The sequence below is a fragment of the Acinetobacter sp. genome (assembly GCF_036659555.1).
Classification (GTDB): Bacteria; Pseudomonadota; Gammaproteobacteria; order Pseudomonadales; family Moraxellaceae; genus Acinetobacter.
Genome location: NZ_JAVXCI010000034.1, coordinates 1 through 21,267 on the forward strand (window position 1 = coordinate 1; position 21,267 = coordinate 21,267).

Below are 21,267 nucleotides of genomic sequence, written 5' to 3' on the forward strand. Positions count from 1 at the left end.
GATCCAAGAGCTGGCGCAATGAAATAAGAGCCATAATGTCCTCCCAGGTAATGCGACATATTCTACATGCTCAATGCTTTCAAATCAGCAGCAAAAAGCCCTTTTATAAAAAAAATCCCTGCATTTGCAGGGACTTTTAAAATAAAAACAACAAACTCAGTGAGCTGCCGGCGCAGCCGCTGACGCTTCAGCATCCGGCGTCGCTGCATCTGCAGGCGCATTGGCAATTTCTGCAGGCACATCAGTATTTTTTTCATCCAGTACTGGCTTGTCTAATGCATCAATTGCAGCCAGCTGTTCTGGCGTAACTTTCTCATCGGTAGCCGGTGCAGACGCTTCAGTTTCAGCTTTCGGCGCTTCTTCTTTTTTAGAACATGCTGTTAATGCCAAAGGCGCAATTAATAATGCTGCAAGTGCCAATTTAAGGTTCATCAGGTTTTCCTACAGGTTGATGAGTAACTGCAGGGAATTTTATTGCAGATATATTTCATTTTAATGACTAAAAAATGAATCGCTTAAATCTGCGCATCAGATTTGCAAAAAAGAAAGGCTGATCTAAGCCAGCCTTTCTTTCATTATCAGGTTTTTTCCGCAGGATTGTCTGCCGGATTTTCTGTCAAGTTATGCGCGTTCCAGCAATACCGCAACTGCAGGTAATGTTTTGCCTTCTACAAATTCAAGGAATGCGCCGCCGCCGGTAGAAATGTAGCCGATTTTATCCGCCACTTCATACTTGTCAATTGCAGCCAGCGTATCGCCGCCGCCCGCAATAGAGAAGCCTTCAGATTCAGCAATCGCTAAAGACAAAGTTTTTGTGCCTTCACCGAATTGGTCTACTTCAAATACGCCTACCGGGCCGTTCCAAAGAATAGTTTTTGAAGTTTTCAGAATGTCCGCAAAAGCTTGCGCAGTTTCCGGGCCTACATCCAGAATCATGTCATTGTCCGCAACATCTTCAACTTTTTTCACCACAGCTTTGGCTGCAGCTAAAGAGCCCAGGAAGTCATCAAAGTTGATTTCTGAAGCATCTGCAACGACCACATCTGTCGGCAGCGGCACAGCAACTTTGGCAGCAATGGCTTTGGCTGTATCAATCAGGTCGTGTTCGCACAGCGATTTGCCGACATTGAAGCCAGCCGCCGCCAGGAAAGTATTGGCAATGCCGCCGCCGACAATCAATTGATCGCAAATATCAGACAATGAAGTTAAAACGTCTAATTTAGTTGAAACTTTAGAGCCTGCAACAATCGCCACCATTGGCTTTTCAGGCGTTTGCAGCGCGCGGCCTAAAGCGTCCAGTTCAGCCGCCAGTAATGGGCCGGCCGCTGCAGCTTGCGCTAAGCGCGCAACGCCTTCAGTTGAAGCTTCTGCGCGGTGCGCAGTACCGAATGCATCCATGACGAATACATCGCAAAGCGCTGCGTATTTGGCTGCAAGCTCCGGGCTGTTTTTCTTTTCGCCCGCATTGAAGCGGCAGTTTTCAAGCAGTACAACCTGGCCCGGCTGCACTTCAACGCCGTTCAGGTAATCTGTCAATAATTCAACCTCTTGGCCCAAGGCTTCAGTCAGGTAAGCCGCCACTGGCGCCAATGACTGTTCAGCTTTCGGTTCACCTTCAACAGGACGACCCAGGTGAGAATAAACCATAACCGCTGCGCCTTGTTTCAGGGCTGCTTTAATGGTCGGCAATGCCGCGCGCAGACGCGCATCGCTGGTAATCACACCGTTTTTAACAGGCACGTTCAAGTCTTCGCGGATAAGAACGCGCTTGCCTGCTAAATCGAGGTCAGTCATACGCTGAAAGTTCATGTATAGCTCTCTTCATTGATATCAAAACGCCAAGATTCTAAATGATTATGCAGAAAAAGGTTAGCTTCTTTTGCAGAAAAGGCAGCGAAAGCTAAACTTTTGCTATCATAGTAAAAGCCCTCTAAAGACGCAGTGCTTATGTCCATTCATCCAGATCCAAATATCAACCGTTTAAACGCTTTAGGCGAACCTTTGGCCAGCTGCTGCTTTGACCCGATTACCGGGTATTTCCGCAACGGCTTTTGCCACACGTCCATGACTGATCTGGGTCAGCATACAATGTGCGCGCAGATGACTTCTGAGTTTTTAAACTTTTCTCAAAAGACAGGCAATGATTTAATCACGCCGCTGCCGGAAGCCGGCTTTCCGGGCCTGCAGCCGGGCGATTTCTGGTGCATCTGCGTGACCCGCTGGGTGGAAGCCTATCAGGCCGGCTTTGCCCCGCCTATTAAACTACAAGCATGTCATCAAGCCGTACTGTCTTATGTGCCGCTTAATGTCCTTATGGAATATGCAGTGTGATGAATACTCAAAAAATCATTTTGGCGTCCAGCAGCCCAACCCGCAGGGATTTAATGGACCGCCTGCGGGTTGATTACCTGTCTATTGTGCCGGATATTGATGAAACGCCGCGTGGCGAAAGCCATGCCGATGATCTGGCGCAACGCTTAGCCTTTGAAAAAGCCAAGTGCATTGCCGGGCAGCATCCCGATGCGATTGTGATTGGTTCAGATCAGGTGGCATGGCGTGAAGGCGCGCCGGATATCTTTATCGGCAAGCCGCTGAGTCCTGAAAAAGCCATTAAGCAGCTGCAGGCCAATTCAGACAAGATCGTCTATTTCAGTACGGCGCTCAGCGTGCAGCACGCGGCTTCCGGCTTTGAGCAGACGCTGGTGGAGCATTACAAGGTGAAATTCCGCAAGCTCAGCCTGCCGGAAATTGAACGCTATATTGAAATTGAGCAGCCGCTGCACTGCGCCGGCAGCTTTAAGTGTGAAAGCCTCGGCATCAGCCTGTTTGAAGAAATGAGCGGCCATGACCAAACTACGCTGATGGGCATGCCGATGATCAAGCTCTGCGGCATTTTACGCGAGTTGAATGTATTGGTGCCTTAATTTATTGATTGTCATTAAATTTTAAGCACGCACTGCCCGCGCAGTGCGTGCTTTTTTTCACCTTGAAATATTTTTTTGCAATTTTCTGCGCTTTTTCCGCCATGAACGGCGCCTGAAAAGCGTAAAGCATGTTTAAATAAAAAAATATTGATATAATTCAAGTATTTATACAAAAAATAAAGCTTGCACTGCGCTGCTGAAACGCTTATAAATAAGGCTAATTCAAGCCAAGGTTCGCAGCATGCCTCTTGTTTATGAAATGCAGGCTTTAACATGGCGGGCGCGGTCAGCCCGCCAGCAGGACGCTATTTTAATTAACGGCAAAGTCATACAGCATGATGGGCTGATCAGCCGGCATTGCCATGCCGCAGCCAGTGCGCCTTGGTGCGTGGCTGTTGCCGATGGCGTCAGCAGCAGTCCGGGCGCTGAACAGGCTGCGCAGCAGCTTTTGGACGGTGTGTGGCAGCAGGCTTCCCATTCAGCTCAGTCCATTAGTTTTCAAGCGCTTCAGCAGCACTTAAACCGCAGCTTGGCAAATAATGAAAAATACTATGGCGCAAGTACAACTTTGGCTTTAGTCAGCCATTCATCCCCGCAAAATTTTGTGAATATTCAGCATTTAGGCGATAGCCGCGTGTACCTGTTCTGCAGCCATTCGCAGCAATGGCGCTGCTTGACGCACGATCATAATTATTTGGAGCAATTGCGCCTGAATGGCGAGCTGCAGGCCGGTGAGCAGTACGCCACGATCTACAATGCCCTGCTGTACTATTTTTGCGCTGACCCATTGCATGAAGTGCCTGAACTGGCTGCGCAGGAAGAATATTTAACCCCGGACGATGCCCTGCTGCTCTGCACAGACGGCCTGCATGATGTGATGGAATGCCATGAGTGGCCTGCGCTTCAAGCAGACATGGCGCTGAAGGAATGGCTGAAGATGATGAAGCAGATGCTCGAAGAACGCAAAGCTTATGACAATGCCAGCATGGTGCTTGTCCGTTTAACAGAAGGAGAAAAACATGACGCCGAATAATGAAGAACTGCTGCCGCAGGCAAAAATATATCTGCAGCAGCTGGAGCATATTTCAGTTTCGGATTTGCAGCGTCAATTTTTGATTGGACATCAGCAGGCTTCCCAGCTGCTTGCGCAATTGATCGAAGACGGGGCTTGCGGGGAAACTTTTGAAATCAATCTGGGCTATCCTGTGAGAACCGCAGCGCCTCATGCTGCGCCACCGCAGAAATTTGAGCCTTGGATCGGCAGCAGATATTTAAGCAATAACCGCTTTGGCTTGCGCGTTCTGGTGCTTGGAGAATCGCATTACGGCGAAGCATCCAAATTTCACCCGGACTTTACAACAGAAATCGTCCGCTGGCTGGCGCAGGATGAGAGGCATTCATTCTTTACTAAAACCTCTAAGGTGCTGCTTGGCTTAGATAAAACCAGCTATTTGGACAGCCATACGCGGGGAGATGTTTGGGAACACGTCGCTTTTTATAATTACATTCCAGAATTTGTTTCTGAGAATCCAAGAGACAGACCGACACCCGCCATGTGGGCTTCTGCAGAGCAGCCTTTTATTGAAACTGTGCAGCAGCTGGCGCCGCAAGTTATCTTAGTTCTGGGCAAAGCATTAAGCTCACATCTTCCAAAGCTTCCTGAACATATCGACATCTGCTGCATTCAGCATCCATCAACAGGTTTTTCTTATCAGCGCTGGAACCCTGTGTTTGCGCAAACGCTTCAGCGCGCGCAAGTGAAAATACAGAATCCGGCGCTTTAAATTGACCTAGGCGGATTGATCCGAAAAATTCAAAAGAGATTCCATCCAGATAGATCCGGACAGGCTCATGATTTTCCCATGAGCCTGTTTTTAAACCCAAAGACTTTAGCTTTCCTGCCTTACTCTGCGCTGAATCCGAATTTCTTGAAAATACGGGCGCGGCGCTTAGGATGAATATTGGCCTTGCTTAAATCGCCTTGATAATGCTCAAACACTCGCCGATCCATCATTTTAAACCACAGCGCTGGAATCAGTGCCGGAATCAGCAGAGTTGCATAGCCGCTGGGCAGTTCCGGCGCTTCAGCAAAATGGCGCAAAGCCTGAAATGGCCGGGCCGGATACGCATGATGGTCCGAATGGCGCTGCAGCTGATACAAAAACAGATTGGTCACAATATTGTTGTTATTCCAGCTGTGTTCCGGCATGGTGCGCGCATAGCTGCCGTCCGCTTTCTGCCCGCGCTTTAAGCCATAATGCTCAATATAGTTGATAATTTCAAACAGGCTGATGCCATACAGCGCCTGCACCGCCAAATACGGCGCAGCCCGCTTGCCGAACAGCTTCAGCATGCCGGCATGAAAACCCGCGCTCATGGCCCAGCCATGAAACAGCTCATTTTCCCAGCTGAAGAATGACAGCCCTTTGCGCTTTAAACGCTGCTGTTCAATTTCAACCGCGGACTTCATCCCGCCAAAAACCGTGCGCGGCCAGAACTCATAAAAAGTTTCGCCCATTTTAGATGAAGCCGGATCTTCCGGCGTGGCGGCCCGCTTATGATGGCCATAAGGGTGCTCAATGCGGAAATGATTATAGGCCAGCGGCATCAGCGTGGCATGCGACCAGTAATGGTCTTTTTTATTCGGCCGGTGGCACAGCTCATGCGCCGTATTGACGCCTACGCCGTTAATCGCGCCCATGGAAATGCCCAGCAAAATCTGGTCTAACAATGACACCTCTTTGCGGCTCACCACATAGCCGGCAAAAACATTGGCAGCCATCTGCAAAGGAATAAATAGCTTCACAATGCGGTCATAGTACGGGTCTTGCACCAGCAGCTTAATTTCATCATCTGTCGGATTGTTGTCATCTGCGCCAACCAGGGCATCAATGCCGGGAATAATCACATGTAGCAGCAGCGGGCCGCCTAATGCAAAAATTTTTTTGCTCATTTTTGGGCCAAAGTGATAGCCGGCCAAAATCCCCATGCCGATGACCGGCAGGCCCGGACTCAGCAGCCAGCCATAGCGTTTTTTATCCAGCTGGCGGCCGCTCTGCATATTCTGCTGCAATTCTGCACTGACTTTTACTGGCGCATTCATTTGCCTGTCTTCCCTATTTTTTTGTTCTATGCTTATTATTTCTAAAAATGCGCATGCAGCAACAGTCGCAGCCGTCCAAAAAAACGTTGCAAAAGTCTTTGGCTTATTTTGCTATGAACTGACCTCAAAACACATAAATGGCTATGCTTTGATATTCGCATAGCCTGCATGCAATCAAGATAGAACGATAAAACATGGATGCTTTAAGTAAGATTTTTGATGATATTCATTTAAACCAGTCTGAATATATTTATTTGCAAGCGGAAAATAATTGGGCCTTTCACTATCACGAACAGGGCGCCATGATTGCCTATGCCATGATGCAGGGCCAGTGCCTTCTGCATGCGGGCGAGAAACAGATTGCGCTTGAAGCCGGCGACTTAATTTTAATTCCCTCAGGGCAAAATCATTTCTGCAGCGCATCGCAGCGCCCAGTTTTTAATCAAGTCTTGAACATTGCCCCGCTGTTTGATGAAAAGCGCCAGAAAACCATCCAGCTGGAATCCGAGCAGTTTCCTGAACATGAAGCCTGCCTGATTCTCGCCATCCGCGGCCATATCGACAGCATTATGGCCAAGCCGCTGTTCAATGCCCTGCCTGAATATATGCATATTCAGCATATTATGAGCAGCACCGCGCCGGAATGGCTGCAAATCGGCCTGCAGTTTTTAGCGGTCGAAGTGAATCAAATCCGCCCCGGGCGGGACAAAATCCTCGATCATTTGGTCAGCATTTTATTTATAGAATGCGTGCGCGACTATATTGCCCAGCTCAGCGATTCAAAAAACTGGCTGAATGCGCTGTCGGATCCTGAACTGTCAAATGCCTTGGCGGCCATTCACGGCCAGCCTGAACGCGCATGGACTGTGGAAAGCTTGGCCGAACAATGCTGCATGTCACGCTCAAAGTTCGCCAATCTGTTTAGCCAAATGATTGGCGAACCGCCTTTGGCCTATCTGCAGCAGCACCGCCTGCGCTTGGCGCAGCAGCATTTGCGCCGCGGCCAGCTGTCTATTCAGCAGATTGCGCATAAAGTCGGCTATTCTTCCGAAACCGCTTTCAGCCAGACTTTTAAGCGCAGTTTTGAACTTACGCCCAGCCAGTACCGGCAGCAGTTTCAGCGGAACGCATAACATCTGCGCGCATGCAAAAATGCAGTTTAAGCATGGCGCGGCAGCTTTAGGACTGCGCTAAAATATTCAAAATGGCCTGAACAGGATCTTCACTGTTGCCGGAAAGCAGCTGCTTATGCATGGTGATATGCTGCATGGCCTGAATCTGCGCGGTTTCCACATTCATCAGTTTCTCAATTTCAGCGGCCAACTTTTCAGGCGTGGCGTCTTTTTGAATCAGCTCCTGAATCACTTTTTTGCCGGCAATAATATTCGGCAGCGAATAATACTGAATTTTGATTAAGAATTTCACCACATGATAGGTCAGCCAGTTCAGCTGGTAAAACGTCACCATCGGGCGGTGCAGCAGCATGGCTTCCAAGGTTGCCGTACCCGATGCCAGCGCGACAATATTGGAGGCATTCATCACCTGGCGGCCAATTTTAGATTCCGTTCCAGCGTTTTCCAGCAGCTGCACTTTGGCTTTAAATTCGGCGGGGTATTTTTCCAGCAGCGCTTCAATCTGCTGTTTGCGCGCATCGTTAATGGCCGGGATCAGATAGACATATTCAGGATGCTTCTGCATCACAATATGCGCCGCTTCCAGCACCAATGGCCCTAAGCGCTCAATTTCACCGCGCCGGCTGCCGGGCAGCAAGGCAATATGCTTTTGGTCTGCGTTCAAGCCCAATTCCGCTTTGGCTTCCGCAATCGGGTTCTGCAGCGGCAGCTGGCTGGCCAGTGGATGGCCGACAAAGGCAGCCGGAACATCCCATTTTTTAAAAAAGGCTTTTTCAAACGGAAACAGGCACAGCACCAGATCAATGCTGGCTTTAATGCCGTGCACGCGGCCTTGGCGCCATGCCCAGACTGAAGGGCTGACATACTGCACGGTTTTAACCGGCAGCTGTTTCTGCTTTAGGCTTTTAGACAGGCGCAGGTTAAAATCCGGCGCATCTATGCCGATAAACACATCGACAGGATTTTCAGTCCATCTGTCCAGCAAGCCGTCACGCACCGCAAATAATTTTTTAAGGTCTTTCAGCACTTCCACAATACCCATCACCGAAAGAATATCCATCGGATAATAGCTTTTAAAGCCTTCCGCAATCATTTGCGGGCCGCCAATGCCTTCAAACTCAGCATCAATGCCTTGCTCACGGAAGCGGCGGATCAGCTTGGCGCCCAAGGTATCGCCCGATACTTCACCCACAACGATTCCAATTTTAAGCTTCCGGTTTTGCAAGTTTTTTATCCTCATGACGCTGGCGCATTTAAGCTTGCGCGCATTTTAACATAATCCATTCCGTTTGAATGTCTTCGCGCTAAGCTTTTGAAAACGGACAAACTGCGATTGTAAAATACTGAATGATCAAGCGCATCCCGCCATTTTTAATGGGTCATTATGCCCGCAAGCCAATGGATTCAGCAGCGCCTGAAGCAGCCTGTATTGTGTCCCCCCCTAAGCGCAATACCTGCTTTAAGCGCACAGGCAGCGGAGCTGATGCCCCGCCGCGCTTTATCTTTTTTTAGAATAAGCAAATCAACAATCAAGACAACAGCTTATATTAAAAAGTCATAACATATGCACGTTTATGATATTTGGCATATCTCCATGTTTGGTCCTTTCGAATTTATTATGGCCGGTGTTTTGGTCGGCTTCTGCGTCGGCATTACCGGTGTCGGCGGCGGCTCCCTAATGACGCCAATCCTGATCAGCCTATTCAGGATTGAACCGCATATTGCGATTGGCACCGACTTGCTGTATGCCGCCATTTCAAAATTCTGCGGCTCTCTGGTGCATGCCAAAAAAATGAATATCGTCTGGCCCATTGTGATCTGGCTGGCCGCCGGCAGCATTCCCGCATCATTTGCAACCCATTGGGTGCTGGACAACTATTTAAGCCAGTCGGCAAATTACAAAATGGTCTTAACCATGGTGCTGGGCTTCATGCTGACGCTGACGGGCGTTTCAATTATATTCCGCGCGCAGATTGAGGCGCTGTTTAATAAAATCCGTAATAAAGACGCGCTGGTGGATTATTCCTCAGATTATGAAAAGGAAAGCCTGCAAACCAAGTCCAAGCGCGCCTATATTGTTTTCATGGGCATTATTCTGGGCGTATTTGTAACGCTGTCTTCTGTCGGCGCAGGCGCATTCGGCATTATGGCGCTGGTGTTAATGTTCCCGAACTTGCCGATGATCCGGATTATCGGCTCTGACGTGGTGCATGCCGTACTGCTGACCTTTGTCGCAGGCATAGGCCATATGACTTCAGGCAATGTAGACTTTCATTTGCTGGGCTGGCTGCTGTGCGGCTCCATTCCGGCCATTATCGTCGGCACGCTCATCAGTTCCCGCCTGCCGGAAAAACTGATCCGCAAAATTCTTGGCATCACCCTGTTTGCCTTAGGCCTGAACTTCATGATCAATCCGATCAAAGCCAAGCCTGCAGCAAAACCGGCTGCGGCCTATGTGCTGCCCGGCGCTGCAGCTTCAGCAGAAAAAAGCGTGAATGTTTAAATTATCCATACGATTCATCACTTTTTTTTCACCGAATTATTGATCTTTTTTATAACAATGCAGTGCTGCATTCATGTTATATTCGGGCCATGAAACAACCTTTTGTATGAACAACCAGTGACGGCAATGAATACACAACAGTCAAACCAAATTACTCAATCAGATATCGATGATGTGAATGTGAAAAGCATTCTGCCCCTTGTAACGCCAGCAGAGCTCAAAAAAGAATTGCCTTTGACTGAAAATGTCTATCAAACGGTCTTAAAAGGCCGCGAAACCGTCCGCAATATTCTGGACGGCAAAGACAAGCGCTTATTCATTGTCATTGGCCCATGTTCAATTCATGACACCGTAGCGGCGCATGAATATGCAGACCGCTTAAAAACGCTCAGTGACAAAATTAAAGATTCAATTTATGTGGTCATGCGGGTTTATTTTGAAAAGCCGCGCACCACTGTGGGCTGGAAAGGCCTGATTAATGACCCGGACATGAATGACTCGTTCAATATTGAAAAAGGCCTGCGCATTGGCCGCCAATTGCTGCTTGAACTGAATGAAAAAGGCCTGCCTTGCGCAACTGAAGCGCTGGACCCGAACTCGCCGCAGTATTATCAGGATCTGATTTCATGGTCTGCTATTGGCGCGCGCACAACAGAAAGCCAGACGCACCGTGAAATGTCTTCCGGCCTGTCTTCGCCTGTCGGCTTCAAGAACGGCACAGACGGCGGACTGACTGTAGCGACAAATGCCATGCAGTCCGTTAAGCACGGCCACAGCTTTCTGGGCCTGAATGATCAGGGCCAAGTGTCTGTAATTCACACCAGCGGCAACCCTTATGCGCACGTTGTGCTGCGCGGCGGCAACGGCAAGCCGAACTATGATGCAGGCTCAGTCGCGGACGCGGAAGCAGCGCTGGCAAAAGCCAAAGTCAGCGGCAAAATCATGATTGACACCAGCCATGCCAACTCCAATAAAGACCCGTACCTGCAGCCGCTGGTGCTGAAAAATATTACCGAGCAAATCTTGGACGGCAATAAATCCATTGTCGGCCTGATGGTGGAAAGCCACCTGAAAGGCGGCCGCCAGGACATTCCTGCAGACCTCAATAATTTGGAATACGGCAAATCCGTCACAGACGGCTGCATCGACTGGGAAACCACCGAAAAAGCCCTGCTGGAAATGCATGAGGCACTCAAGGACGTCCTGCCAAACCGTTAAGAGCTACAAAACGCCATCGTCAAGATGGCGTTTTTACTTTATAGTTGCTGTATGACTTGAAAGCAAAAATAATGTTATGAATGATATTGAAAATGGCTTAAGCCAGATTGAAAACTTCCAGTTTATTCATGAGCACTTGTTTACATCTGGGCAGCCGTCTGCTGAACAGCTTCAGCTAATTAAAGAATACGGCGTAACCACGGTCATCAATTTGGCGCTGACGGATGCCGGCAAGCATTTGGACAATGAAGACCGGATTTGCCTGGAACTGGGCCTGAACTATATTCAATTGCCGATTTCATGGGACCTGCCTTCTGATGAGCAATGCCTGCTGGCCTTAGACATGATTGATCATTTGGTGCAGGAACAGATGGTTTGGGTGCATTGCTGCAAAAACTTCCGCGCCAGCAGCCTGATGTATTTATACCGCCAATATTATATGAATGCCGATCTGCCGGCGGCGCAGGATTTAATGCATCAGGTTTGGCAACCGAATGAAACCTGGACAGGACTGATCCACGCCGTTTCACTGCAGCTGCAAGGGCGCAAATCCACCCAGGAGCTGCAGCTGTCGTTAATCAATCCAAATCATTTCGCGTGAGCAATCAGCACCGTCGCCATTGACAGAATGCCTTCCTGACGGCCAGTAAAACCCAGCTGTTCAGTTGTCGTGGCTTTTACGCTGATTTGCGTAACTTCTACATCAAGCACATCCGCAATGCTTTGGCGCATTTCCAGATTGTGCTTCGCCAGTTTTGGGCGTTCGCAGGCCACAGTAATATCGGCATTATTCAGCACATAGCCGCGGTCTAAAATCAGCTGATAAACATGCTTCAGCAGAACTTTGCTATCTGCGCCCTTAAAGTGCGGGTCAGTATCCGGAAAATGCTGCCCGATGTCGCCTAAAGCCAAGGCCCCCAGCAGCGCATCGCACAGCGCATGCAGGACGACGTCGCCGTCTGAATGCGCTTTCAAGCCATGCGTATGCGGAATTTTAACGCCGGCCAGCGTTACAAAGTCGCCTTCTTCAAAAGCATGTACATCCAGTCCTTGACCGATTCTAATTTGTGCAGCCACGGCATTCTTCCTTCAGAAATAAACGGTTGAAATCTTGTATTCACGCTTTCTATTTCGCTATAGTTAGGGCAAGCGCAACATAGTGAAAGTATAAGCGATCATGCTGTTGAAAACCGATATAAATATCATCAAAACCCTTGCATTTGGCTTGGGCATTGGCTGTTTGTGCGCCAATGCGGCGCATGCGGAAGCAATCAGCTGCACTGCAGCCGGCAGCGCTTCCCTTCACAAAATCTGCTCGGCTGAATTTGCTGAACAGCGCAAGCATTTGGATAATCTCTATCTTACCGCGCTGCTGGTGACGGACGCGCCTGCCCGCATTGTGCAGGATACGCAGCAGATGTGGATGCAGCGCATGCGCCAGTGCAAAAGCATGGGCTGCTTTAAGCAGCAGCTTGATCTGCGCGCGGATGACTTGAATATTTTTGTGTCTTTGAACCAGAGCCTGACGCAGCATTATCTGAAATTTGAAAATGGCCATTTTGCCCAGCCGCAGGTGCATATGAAAGTGCATCAGCTGAGCAAAGACCGGATTAAAATTGAAGGCTTGGCCTACCGTAGCCCAAATAACCGCGCCGAGGCGCAGGCCATTCCTTTTTTAGCCTATACCACGCCGGATCAAAAAAGCCAGATTACGGACAATGAACACGACTGCAAATACCAGTTCAGCTACAGCAAAGCGCTGCTGGCGGTAAAAACTTCGCAAAAAGGCTGCGGCCGCTTTGCCGGAATTTACCGCTTGTACGACTAGCAGGCGCTGCTCCGTTCGGCCTTTTAACAGGATAACTGCAGATGAATGATCAGCAAATCAAAAAAACTGCTGAAGCGGCGGCGATGCATTTGATGGGCGCGGAATGCTCACAGCCTTTCGGCCCCGGGGTGGATGCCTATAAGGCCTTTGAAAAAGTTTTCCTGCTCTGCTCGCAGCATCAGGGCCAGCGGATTGTGACCTTAAAATGCGCGCCGGACAACGCCGTGATGCTGCGGGACATTTACCCCAGCATCAAACCCGGCTATCACATGAATAAAAAGCACTGGATCAGCATTTATCCCGGTGACGCAATTCATGCCGAGTTAGTGAAAAATTTAGTTGAAGACTCCTATGCATTAATCCTCAAAACGGTTCCGAAAAAGAAAAAGACCTCTTCCGGCTGATGCACGCAAGCTTAAAACTGCAGCTAATGCAAACCGCAGCAATTGATCAAAAAATACTCTTTAGCAGCCTATTTTCATAGGCTGCAGAATTTCATAGGCCCTGCGCAATGCTGAAGCGCTTTATATGGGATGGCTTTGTGCAACCTGCTGGCTGATCATTGCTGCTGTAGCTGCGGACAGCGTCCAGCCCAAATGGCCATGGCCGGTATTGTAAAATACCCTTTCCCGCTTGCCGCGCTCTACTCTTGGCATCATATCCGGCATCATTGGCCTTAAGCCGGCCCAAGGCACCACAAACTCGGTAGAAAGCTCAAAATTTTTATTTGCCCAATCGGTTAAGGGCTGTATGCGGTCTGCACGGATATCGCGGTTATAGCCGTTGAATTCCGCCGTTCCTGCAACCCGCAGCCGGCCTGCGCCCAGCCGGGAGGTGACAATTTTAGCGCTTTCATCCAGCAGGCTGACCCACGGCGCATGCGCTTGGCTGGCATCATCTTTCAGCTCAACCGTAATGGAATAGCCTTTAACCGGGTAGACATTCACCCGGTCTCCCAGCATTTCCGCCAGCTGATAGCTGCCGACCCCGCCGCAGATCACAATGGCATCTGCATTCAGCATTTCAACCGCATCTTCCGGCTGTTCCATATTTTCATCGCTGGGCTTCAGCTGGATTCTGACGCCTTTTTCATGCGGCTGAACCGCCGATGCCTCCATGCCAAAGCGGTAAGTCACGCCAAGTTTTTCAGTAACCGCCGCTAAGCCCGAGCTGAATTTATGAATGTCGCCAGTTGCATCACCCGGGCAGTAAAAGCCGCCGTAATAGTCGCCGGTTAAACTCGGCTCGATGGATTTTATTTCCGCATTGCTTACCGCATGGCGTTCTAAGCCGCCTTCACGCAGCAGCTCATTGACGCGGACCGCTACCTCGTAGTCTGCCTGCGTATGGTAAAAGTGCAGAATGCCGCGCTTTTCCAAATCAAACTGAATCTGTTCTTTTTCGGCAATTTCAAACAGGCGCTGGCGGGCCAGCAGGGCTATTCTGACCGTTTCTTTGGTATTGGCCTGATAGTGCTTAATATTGCCCATAAATTCGAGCAGCCATGCATATTTATGCACGCTGAAGCTCGGGTTCAGCAGCAAGGGCGCGGATTTCTGCGCCATCCATTTTATGCCTTTCAGCACCGTCGATTTTTGATTCCAGACTTCCGCATTACAGGCGGACAGCTGCCCGCCATTGGCGAAAGACGTTTCCATCGCAGGATATAAATGCCTGTCGACCACAGTCACTTGATAGCCCAGCAGGCTCAGTTCATAGGCTGTTGTCACCCCGGTTATACCTGCACCGATCACTGCAATATGACACATACGCACCCCTTAAAATGCAAAGCATTTCAAATCATGATGTGCCTCATCTGTCGGGGTACCTGAGAGCTTCAATTGAAATCAGAAACTATTCTGACCAACCTTCCCCCTTCGGTGAGCATCATTTTGCAGACGCTTCTCTCCAGAATGTTTGAATTATTGCAGTCCTTTTGCCTGAGAGTTTCCTGAGGCCTTGCTCCTTCGGCGAGCGCACACGGCGCTTCTCTCCTGCAATAATTGCTGTAGATACTATGAGCAATTTTTTTTCCATCTTCTAGCATTATTTTTATAAATATTGTGCTTATTTTACAGCCGCGACAATCATGATGCTTAAGCCCTGCAGCCCGCATGGCTTATGCAGGGCTGCAAAAAAGCATAAAATGGCGCCATTCTCATCTGCAATTGAAGCGCCACATATGCACGCCTGCACCCTGAGCGATTTTTCCGGCACCATTCTGAAGCATTCACTGGATGAGCTGACCCAGTCTGAGCTGCTGCTGACGGGCGAGGCCGGCAATCTGCAGAGCTTCTATACGCCTTTCGATGCCGTCAATGCAGAAGCTAAGGTCGTTTTAGCCGGCATCTGCCCCGGTCAGGCGCAGTGGCGCAATGCGCTGAAGTCTGCACAGGACGGTTTGAAACAGGGCCTGCCGGCTGATGCAGTGCTGAAGCAAGCCAAAGCTGCCGGCGCGTTCAGCGGGCCGATCCGCGCAAATTTAGTGAAAATTTTAGACCATATTGGCCTGCAGCATAAATTAGGCATTCCAAGCGCGCAGGCGCTGTTTGATGAGCAGCAGGCGCTGGTGCATATGACCTCGGTGCTGAGGCAATGCATTCTGGTCAAAGGGAAAAACTATGCCGGCTCCTCGCCCGGCATGCTGAAAAATGAATTTCTGAAACAGCATATAGAAGCTTATTTTCTGCCGGAAACCGCGCAGCTGGCCAGCGCTGTTTATATTCCCTTTGGCCAGAGCGTGACTGAAGTGCTGTATTTCCTGTCTTGCTTAGGCTATTTAAAGCCTGAACAGATTCTTGACGGCTTGCCGCATCCTTCCGGCGCCAATGCGGAACGCATTAAATATTTTCTGGGTGAAAAAGATGCCTCTGCGCTGTCCGCTGCCACAAATCCCGCGCTGATCGATCAAGCCAAACTGCAGCTGTCCGCTAAAATTAAGGCGCTGCATTTTTAGGAATGCAGCGGCAAAGCCTTCATTGACTCAAGTTTTCTGAATAATTTTTTGAATAACTTCCTGAACAATCTGCAAGGCGCAACTGGCTGATTTGGCTGCAGCCCGCCGGAATCTCAGCGCAATTCAGGCAATGACATTAGGCTTCGGCAAAGCCTTGCATTCTCCGCTCTTTCTGCAAATGCACTAAATGCAAAGCTAGCAAAGGCTGGCCGACATTGGCATTGACGGGATAAGCTGCGATTTCCTGCGTTTGAACATAGCCGCAGCGCTGATAAAATGCGATCAGTTCAGTTCTGACATGCAGCACATGCATCTCTAAAACCCTGATGGCTTGATGATTCTGCTGAATATATGCTTCCGCAAATGCCAGCAGCTTGCGCCCTAAGCCAGCATTCTGCGCCTTGGGGTCAACACAAAATGTGCCGATTTCTGCAGATTCTGAATTCAAAGTTAACCCTATGCAGCCCTGCACTTCAGAAACATCCGCTTGCTCACGCTCCAGCAGCCAAAGTTCAAAATCCGGCTGCGCCAAAGCCTGCTGCAATTGGTTCAAGTCAATGCGCTGACCTGCCACAATATTCAGTTCACTGGTCCAGCTCTTTGCACCGCCGCTTCGATAAGCCCCATTGATCAGGCTGACTAAAAACGGCAGATCATTCTGGCACGCCAGCCTGAATTTCAGTTGCATATCCTGCTCTCCTTTTTTTTAATACTGTTCTTATACAGCTGATCTAACATACTGATTGAAAAACAAGGTAAAAAAAAGCCAGACATTCAGCCTGGCTTTCTGATCAAAACTTTTTACTTCGGCTCAATCGGCGCAAATGGTGCAGCGACATCGGCATTCTGCGCACGGTGGCGCATAAAGTGATCCATCAGCACAATCGCCAGCATCGCTTCAGCAATTGGCGCAGCGCGCACGCCCACGCAAGGGTCATGGCGGCCCTTGGTCAATACGTCTGCATTTTCACGGCTGATATTGATGGTTTTTCCCGGTGTCGTAATAGACGCTGTCGGCTTCAGCGCAATCGCAACGCGGATCGTTTGACCCGAAGAAATCCCGCCTAAGATGCCGCCGGCATGATTCGCCAAGAAGCCGTCCGTAGTCAGTTCATCGCGCGTTTCATGGCCAAACTGTTCCGCAACGGCAAAACCGTCGCCAATTTCAACGCCTTTCACCGCATTGATGGACATCATGGCATGCGCAATATCGGCATCCAGGCGGTCAAAGACCGGCTCGCCCCAGCCGACTGGCACTTGTTCTGCCAGAATTTCCAGTTTCGCGCCGCAGCTGGTGCCCTGTTCACGCAGTGAAGTCACTAAAGCTTCAAAACGCGGCACTGCATCGGCATCGCCGCAGAAAAATGGATTATTCGGCACTTCATTCCAGTCCAGCTTCTCAGCTTTTTCAGTGCCGATTTGCGTGACATGGCCGCGGATAGCAATGCCGAACTTTTCCGCCAAATACTTTTTCGCAATTGCGCCGGCTGCCACACGCATTGCGGTTTCGCGCGCGCTGGAACGGCCTCCGCCGCGGTAGTCACGGAAACCGTACTTCTGCGTATAGGTATAATCTGCATGGCCGGGGCGGAAAGTCTGCGCGATATTGCCGTAATCTTTCGATTTCTGATCTGTATTGCGGATCAGCAGGCCAATCGGCGTCCCGGTGGTTTTGCCTTCAAATACCCCGGAAATGATTTCCACTTCATCCGGCTCTTTGCGCTGCGTTGCAAACTTAGAGGTGCCTGGCTTGCGGCGGTCTAAGTCTTGCTGCAGGTCTTCTGCGCTCAGTGCAAGGCCGGGAGGAACACCATCCACAATCGCCATTAGGCCTGCGCCATGAGATTCACCGCAAGTCGTTACGCGGAAAAGCTGCCCTATACTGTTACCGGCCATGCTCAGCTGCTCCTTATGCTTGAACAGATTGAATGAATAAATCGCGGAATTTGCGGCACTGCGCTGCAGTTAAAGCAAAGATGCCTGTGCCGCCTTTCTGGAACTGCAGCCAGTAGAAATCAACGGTATTGAAGTTCTGCTTCATCGCCCATTCCGAGTTGCCGACTTCAATCACAATCAGGCCGTCTTCAGTTAAGTAGTCCGCAGCCTGCGCCAGCATTTTGCGCACAAGGTCCAGGCCATCTTGGCCCGCAGCCAACGCCAGTTCCGGCTCATGGTGGAACTCTTCCGGCAAATCCGCCATGTCTTCCGCATCCACATACGGCGGATTCGAAACGATCAAGTCATATTGATTTTCAGCGGGAATTTTGGCAAACAAATCAGACTCAAGCAAAGCCACCTGATACTGCTTATTATGATGTTCCGCGTTGATAGAAGCCACTTCCAGCGCTTCTTTGGAGATATCTGTGGCATCCACTTCAGAATCCGGGAATGCATAAGCCAAAGCAATGGCGATGCAGCCTGAACCGGTGCACATGTCTAAAATGCGCTGTGGCGTTTTTGGATTCGGGTTTTCCGGCAAGTTGTTGGCAGCTTCGCGCGCTTGGCCATTTTCATCCAGGCAGTAAGGCGCAAAACGGTTTTCAATCAATTCGGCAATCGGTGAACGCGGAATCAGCACGCGCTCATCAACATAAAACGGCTTGCCGAAGAAATAAGCCAAATTCAGCAGATAAGAGGTTGGAACTTTTTCATTGATGCGGCGCGCCAGCAAAGCGAGAAATTCGGCAGCTTCGCTTGGCAAAACTTTTGCATCTAAAATTTCTGAATCGGCATTCCAGTCTAAAGACAAAGTCTGCAGCACCAGCGCAGAACTTTCAGCAAAATAATCTTCTGTGCCTTGACCTAAGTGTGCATCGTATTGACGTAATGCTGAAACACCGAAACGGATAAAATCGCGGATGGTAGTTAAGTTTTCAGCGGCTTCCTGCAAATGCTCAGGGCTAATAGTCGGTCGATCCACTTAAGGCGTCTCCAAGGTCATATTTTTAAAACGCCTTATGATACCTTAGTTTTCATGGTTTTTTTACGCTTTCATGCCGATAAAAGTCAATTATTCAAAAGCTGAAGTTTTCTTTTCATAATAGCCTGCGCGCTCTGAAGTCATGCCTAAAACGCATTTGGCCTGGCGGATCGCGACATGCACTGAATTGCTGTTAAAATAGCAGACTTTATTCATCCGGTTTTCCCAAAGCCTGTGCTGGGTCTTATAATTTTCTTCATAAGCGCCCGCATTCTTCAGGTATTTTTTGTAATATTTTTCCAGATCCTCATTCTGAATTTTCAATTCTTTTTTAAGGCATTTTTGAATCACATCTGTATCGCCATAAGTGGCATTCATGCACTGCCGGTATTCTTTAGAAAGTCCGCCGGCTGAAGCATGCCCAGCGCCAGCAGCAGCCAAGCAAAATAAAATCGGCTTTAACAGTTTCATACAATCCCCTTGCCTCAGAAGCGGCAAAATTCCACATAAGCTATTGTTGTGTTTCACAGAATAGTACAGCAATCATATGCAGAATCCTATAATGGAAAACCGGAATTTAGCACACAGCCTGAATTTTGCGCCGGCATTGAAATCAGGCCGCCTGCCCCAATCTTATCCAGCTCATTGCCCGCTGCTTTCCAGTTTGAACTTATGAGCTATAAACACAATAATTTGATGGCCATGCGCCACAGCTATTGGAATGATCTGAATCCCCAAGTCATCAAAGAAAAGCTGCATTTTCAGCAGATGCTGGTGGATAACGGCATTTTTGAAACCGCCACGGCCGAAGACGCAAAACACCTGTTTTTCAGCCTGCCCAGCATTATCATTGTCAAAGGCTATGCGCATGGCTTCATGCATGCGTCTGTACAGGTCTTAATCTGCCAGCATATACAGGCCAACAGGCAGTTTCTGCAGCAGAAAACCGAGATGAAAATTAAATTCAACCTGTAGCCGGCCCCGGCCGCTTCAAGCGCCGCTGCATTTCAGCCTGAGCGCTGCATAACTTTACTGGTTATTCAGCATGTTGAACTTTTTTAATACGCTAAGACACGGTAAGATTCGCTACAATGAATTATTCTGCTATTTGCTGATTAAAGGATTTAGTTTACATGTCAGATCAGAACGATAAGCTTAAACAACTGAAAACTTCTTCTATGGATCGACGCTTATCGATTGCAAAAGCATCTTTACTTGCAGGAACGCGCTGGGCGGCTTCAAATGCAACGTCTATTTTTTCCAGTGAGGAAGAAAAAGAACGCAAACGCAAAAAAGCCATGAAAGAGCAGGCCGACTATTTGGTTGCCGAAATTGGCAAGCTAAAAGGCTCAATTGTAAAGATTGGTCAAATGATGGCACTGTATGGCGAACACTTTTTACCGGAAGAAATCACGCAAGCCTTAAATACGCTGAATAACCAGACGGTGGCTTTGGCATGGCCGGCAATTAAAGAGCAGCTGCAGGCGCACCTGGGCGCAAAACTCAATGATCTGACCATTGACCATGAACCTTTAGGCACCGCATCCTTAGCGCAAGTCCACCGCGCAACCCGCAAATCTGACGGTCTGGAAATTGTCTTGAAAATTCAATATCCGGGTGTGGCCGATGCCATAGACTCCGATATGAATCTGTTCAGAAACATGCTGAAGCTGACCCGCATGGTGCCGCAAACCCGCGAATTCGACCAGTGGTTTGACGAAGTCCGCGAGATGATGCACCGCGAGGTGGATTATAAAATTGAGGCTGAAACCACCCGCCGTTTCGCGTCGCGCTTAAAAACCGATCCGCGCTACATTGTGCCGCAGATTGTTGATGATTACTGCACCGATCAAGTGCTGTGCATGACTTTTGAACGCGGCGTGCCGATTAACAGCCCGGTCATGCTGTCTTTGCCGCAAGAACGCCGCAATGCCCTGGGCGAAGCTTCTCTGGAAATTGCTGTGCGCGAGCTGTTTGAATGGGGTGAAATGCAGACAGATCCAAACTTCGGTAATTACCTCGTCCGCTTAGGCAACGGTGCAGATGTGCATGATAAAATCGTGCTGCTGGACTTTGGCGCCATCCGCCAGTTTGACCAGCACCTGCTTAATGTTGCGCGCAATCTAATCTTTGCCGGCTACAACCACAGCGCTGCCGAAATGGTGGCCGCCATGACTGGCTACGATTTCTTTGACTCCATTCCGCAAAGCATTAAGCCGGATATGGCCAAGGTGTTTTTGCTGGCAACAGAGGCATTCAGCCATTTAGAAAACAACCCCGACCTGCCCGCCGGCGTGATGGATGAGCATAACCGCTATGACTGGAAAAAAAGCCTGCTGCATAGCCGTGTCATGCAGCAGACATCCAAATCAATGGCGTCCCGCTATTTCAGCGTTCCGCCGAAAGAGTTCATGTTCATCAGCCGGAAATTCATCGGCGCCTATACATTCATGACCGTCATTGAAGCCAAAACCAATGTCAGAAAAATGATTCAGCAGTACCGCTAAGCCTTTGCAAGGCCTGAATGGCTTTGGTCATTCAGGTCAATTTCCGTTTGATCCCCCTGCAGATATTCAATTTTTATTTCATTTCAAATCAACTGATTAATTAGAAAAATAGAAGCCCATCTGCCGTTTGTCTCTGACAATCAATCATGTCAGTTTCGACATGGTTTTTTGCCAT

23 protein-coding genes and 1 riboswitch are annotated in these 21,267 nt (G+C 49.2%); of the genes, 13 read left to right on the plus strand and 10 right to left on the minus strand.

Annotated elements, in window-relative coordinates; genetic code table 11:
• Positions 1–156: 156 nt before the first annotated feature.
• Together RSA72_RS06375 and RSA72_RS06380 are read right to left on the minus strand one after the other, a co-directional pair.
• Positions 157–432, minus strand: coding sequence for a hypothetical protein (locus RSA72_RS06375; RefSeq protein ID WP_332622189.1), 276 nt, complete (start codon positions 430–432; stop codon positions 157–159).
• A 189-nt stretch (positions 433–621) separates the two neighbouring features.
• A complete protein-coding gene (locus RSA72_RS06380) occupies positions 622–1,809 on the minus strand; it encodes a phosphoglycerate kinase (protein ID WP_332622190.1) in 1,188 nt (395 codons plus the stop codon).
• Between the two features lie 138 nt (positions 1,810–1,947).
• Between RSA72_RS06380 and RSA72_RS06385 the strand changes: the two genes are divergently transcribed.
• From RSA72_RS06385 to RSA72_RS06400, 4 genes are all read left to right on the plus strand, one after another.
• A complete protein-coding gene (locus tag RSA72_RS06385) occupies positions 1,948–2,331 on the plus strand; it encodes a DUF2237 family protein (protein ID WP_332622191.1) in 384 nt (127 codons plus the stop codon).
• Complete coding sequence (locus RSA72_RS06390; protein WP_332622192.1) at positions 2,331–2,924, plus strand: Maf family protein; 594 nt, start codon at positions 2,331–2,333, stop codon at positions 2,922–2,924. The genes RSA72_RS06385 and RSA72_RS06390 overlap by 1 nt, the downstream gene beginning before the upstream one ends.
• Before the next feature lie 241 nt (positions 2,925–3,165).
• Positions 3,166–3,957 (plus strand): PP2C family protein-serine/threonine phosphatase, encoded by a 792-nt coding sequence (locus RSA72_RS06395; protein ID WP_332622194.1) that lies wholly within the window; start codon positions 3,166–3,168, stop codon positions 3,955–3,957.
• Positions 3,944–4,708: a DNA translocase FtsK gene (locus RSA72_RS06400; protein WP_332622195.1), complete on the plus strand. Its 765-nt coding sequence runs from the start codon at positions 3,944–3,946 to the stop codon at positions 4,706–4,708. The genes RSA72_RS06395 and RSA72_RS06400 overlap by 14 nt, the downstream gene beginning before the upstream one ends.
• A 119-nt stretch (positions 4,709–4,827) precedes the next feature.
• On the opposite strand, the gene RSA72_RS06405 is transcribed toward RSA72_RS06400, so the two are convergent.
• Positions 4,828–6,027 (minus strand): alkane 1-monooxygenase, encoded by a 1,200-nt coding sequence (locus RSA72_RS06405; RefSeq protein ID WP_332622196.1) that lies wholly within the window; start codon positions 6,025–6,027, stop codon positions 4,828–4,830.
• 194 nt (positions 6,028–6,221) lie between these two features.
• Here RSA72_RS06405 and RSA72_RS06410 point away from each other — a divergent pair, with 194 nt between their 5' ends.
• The gene (locus tag RSA72_RS06410) at positions 6,222–7,160 is read left to right on the plus strand and encodes an AraC family transcriptional regulator (RefSeq protein WP_332622198.1); all 939 of its coding nucleotides are present in this window, start codon (positions 6,222–6,224) and stop codon (positions 7,158–7,160) included.
• A gap of 46 nt (positions 7,161–7,206) precedes the next feature.
• Here the strand turns inward: RSA72_RS06410 and lpxB are convergent, their stop codons facing one another.
• Positions 7,207–8,385 carry a lipid-A-disaccharide synthase gene (gene lpxB, locus RSA72_RS06415; protein WP_332622200.1) on the minus strand — a complete coding sequence of 393 codons (1,179 nt, stop codon included), beginning with the start codon at positions 8,383–8,385 and terminating at the stop codon, positions 7,207–7,209.
• Positions 8,386–8,754: 369 nt separating this feature from the next.
• On the opposite strand from lpxB, the gene RSA72_RS06420 reads away from it, so the two are divergent.
• The 3 genes from RSA72_RS06420 to RSA72_RS06430 all read left to right on the plus strand — a co-directional run bounded on the left by RSA72_RS06420 (position 8,755) and on the right by RSA72_RS06430 (position 11,482).
• Positions 8,755–9,663 (plus strand): sulfite exporter TauE/SafE family protein, encoded by a 909-nt coding sequence (locus tag RSA72_RS06420; protein WP_332622201.1) that lies wholly within the window; start codon positions 8,755–8,757, stop codon positions 9,661–9,663.
• A 126-nt stretch (positions 9,664–9,789) separates the two neighbouring features.
• The gene (locus RSA72_RS06425; RefSeq protein ID WP_332622203.1) at positions 9,790–10,881 is read left to right on the plus strand and encodes a 3-deoxy-7-phosphoheptulonate synthase; all 1,092 of its coding nucleotides are present in this window, start codon (positions 9,790–9,792) and stop codon (positions 10,879–10,881) included.
• A gap of 76 nt (positions 10,882–10,957) precedes the next feature.
• Positions 10,958–11,482: a protein tyrosine phosphatase family protein gene (locus RSA72_RS06430; protein ID WP_332622204.1), complete on the plus strand. Its 525-nt coding sequence runs from the start codon at positions 10,958–10,960 to the stop codon at positions 11,480–11,482.
• On the opposite strand, the gene ispF is transcribed toward RSA72_RS06430, so the two are convergent.
• Positions 11,470–11,958, minus strand: coding sequence for a 2-C-methyl-D-erythritol 2,4-cyclodiphosphate synthase (gene ispF / locus RSA72_RS06435; protein ID WP_332622206.1), 489 nt, complete (start codon positions 11,956–11,958; stop codon positions 11,470–11,472). The two genes, RSA72_RS06430 and ispF, sit on opposite strands and share 13 nt — an antisense overlap.
• A gap of 100 nt (positions 11,959–12,058) precedes the next feature.
• Between ispF and RSA72_RS06440 the strand changes: the two genes are divergently transcribed.
• Both RSA72_RS06440 and RSA72_RS06445 read left to right on the plus strand, forming a co-directional pair.
• The gene (locus RSA72_RS06440; protein ID WP_332622208.1) at positions 12,059–12,709 is read left to right on the plus strand and encodes an A1S_1983 family putative colistin resistance protein; all 651 of its coding nucleotides are present in this window, start codon (positions 12,059–12,061) and stop codon (positions 12,707–12,709) included.
• Between the two features lie 41 nt (positions 12,710–12,750).
• Entirely contained in the window at positions 12,751–13,113 is a 363-nt protein-coding gene (locus tag RSA72_RS06445) for an MmcQ/YjbR family DNA-binding protein (protein ID WP_332622209.1), read from the plus strand.
• 120 nt (positions 13,114–13,233) lie between these two features.
• On the opposite strand, the gene RSA72_RS06450 is transcribed toward RSA72_RS06445, so the two are convergent.
• Positions 13,234–14,478 (minus strand): D-amino acid dehydrogenase, encoded by a 1,245-nt coding sequence (locus tag RSA72_RS06450; protein WP_332622210.1) that lies wholly within the window; start codon positions 14,476–14,478, stop codon positions 13,234–13,236.
• Positions 14,479–14,627: 149 nt separating this feature from the next.
• A riboswitch (glycine riboswitch) is annotated at positions 14,628–14,716 on the minus strand.
• A gap of 139 nt (positions 14,717–14,855) precedes the next feature.
• Between RSA72_RS06450 and RSA72_RS06455 the strand changes: the two genes are divergently transcribed.
• Positions 14,856–15,665, plus strand: coding sequence for a hypothetical protein (locus RSA72_RS06455; protein ID WP_332622212.1), 810 nt, complete (start codon positions 14,856–14,858; stop codon positions 15,663–15,665).
• A 136-nt stretch (positions 15,666–15,801) separates the two neighbouring features.
• Here the strand turns inward: RSA72_RS06455 and RSA72_RS06460 are convergent, their stop codons facing one another.
• The 4 genes from RSA72_RS06460 to RSA72_RS06475 form a co-directional block, all read right to left on the minus strand.
• Entirely contained in the window at positions 15,802–16,353 is a 552-nt protein-coding gene (locus tag RSA72_RS06460; RefSeq protein ID WP_332622213.1) for a GNAT family N-acetyltransferase, read from the minus strand.
• A 113-nt stretch (positions 16,354–16,466) separates the two neighbouring features.
• A complete protein-coding gene (gene aroC, locus RSA72_RS06465) occupies positions 16,467–17,561 on the minus strand; it encodes a chorismate synthase (protein ID WP_332622214.1) in 1,095 nt (364 codons plus the stop codon).
• 13 nt (positions 17,562–17,574) lie between these two features.
• The gene (prmB, locus tag RSA72_RS06470; protein WP_332632895.1) at positions 17,575–18,585 is read right to left on the minus strand and encodes a 50S ribosomal protein L3 N(5)-glutamine methyltransferase; all 1,011 of its coding nucleotides are present in this window, start codon (positions 18,583–18,585) and stop codon (positions 17,575–17,577) included.
• A 90-nt stretch (positions 18,586–18,675) separates the two neighbouring features.
• On the minus strand, positions 18,676–19,056 hold the full coding sequence (locus RSA72_RS06475; RefSeq protein WP_332623280.1) for a lysozyme inhibitor LprI family protein: 381 nt from the start codon (positions 19,054–19,056) through the stop codon (positions 18,676–18,678).
• A 201-nt stretch (positions 19,057–19,257) separates the two neighbouring features.
• Between RSA72_RS06475 and RSA72_RS06480 the strand changes: the two genes are divergently transcribed.
• A complete protein-coding gene (locus RSA72_RS06480) occupies positions 19,258–19,560 on the plus strand; it encodes a hypothetical protein (RefSeq protein ID WP_332623279.1) in 303 nt (100 codons plus the stop codon).
• A 158-nt stretch (positions 19,561–19,718) separates the two neighbouring features.
• Positions 19,719–21,092 carry an ABC1 kinase family protein gene (locus RSA72_RS06485; RefSeq protein ID WP_332623278.1) on the plus strand — a complete coding sequence of 458 codons (1,374 nt, stop codon included), beginning with the start codon at positions 19,719–19,721 and terminating at the stop codon, positions 21,090–21,092.
• Positions 21,093–21,267 lie beyond the last annotated feature (175 nt).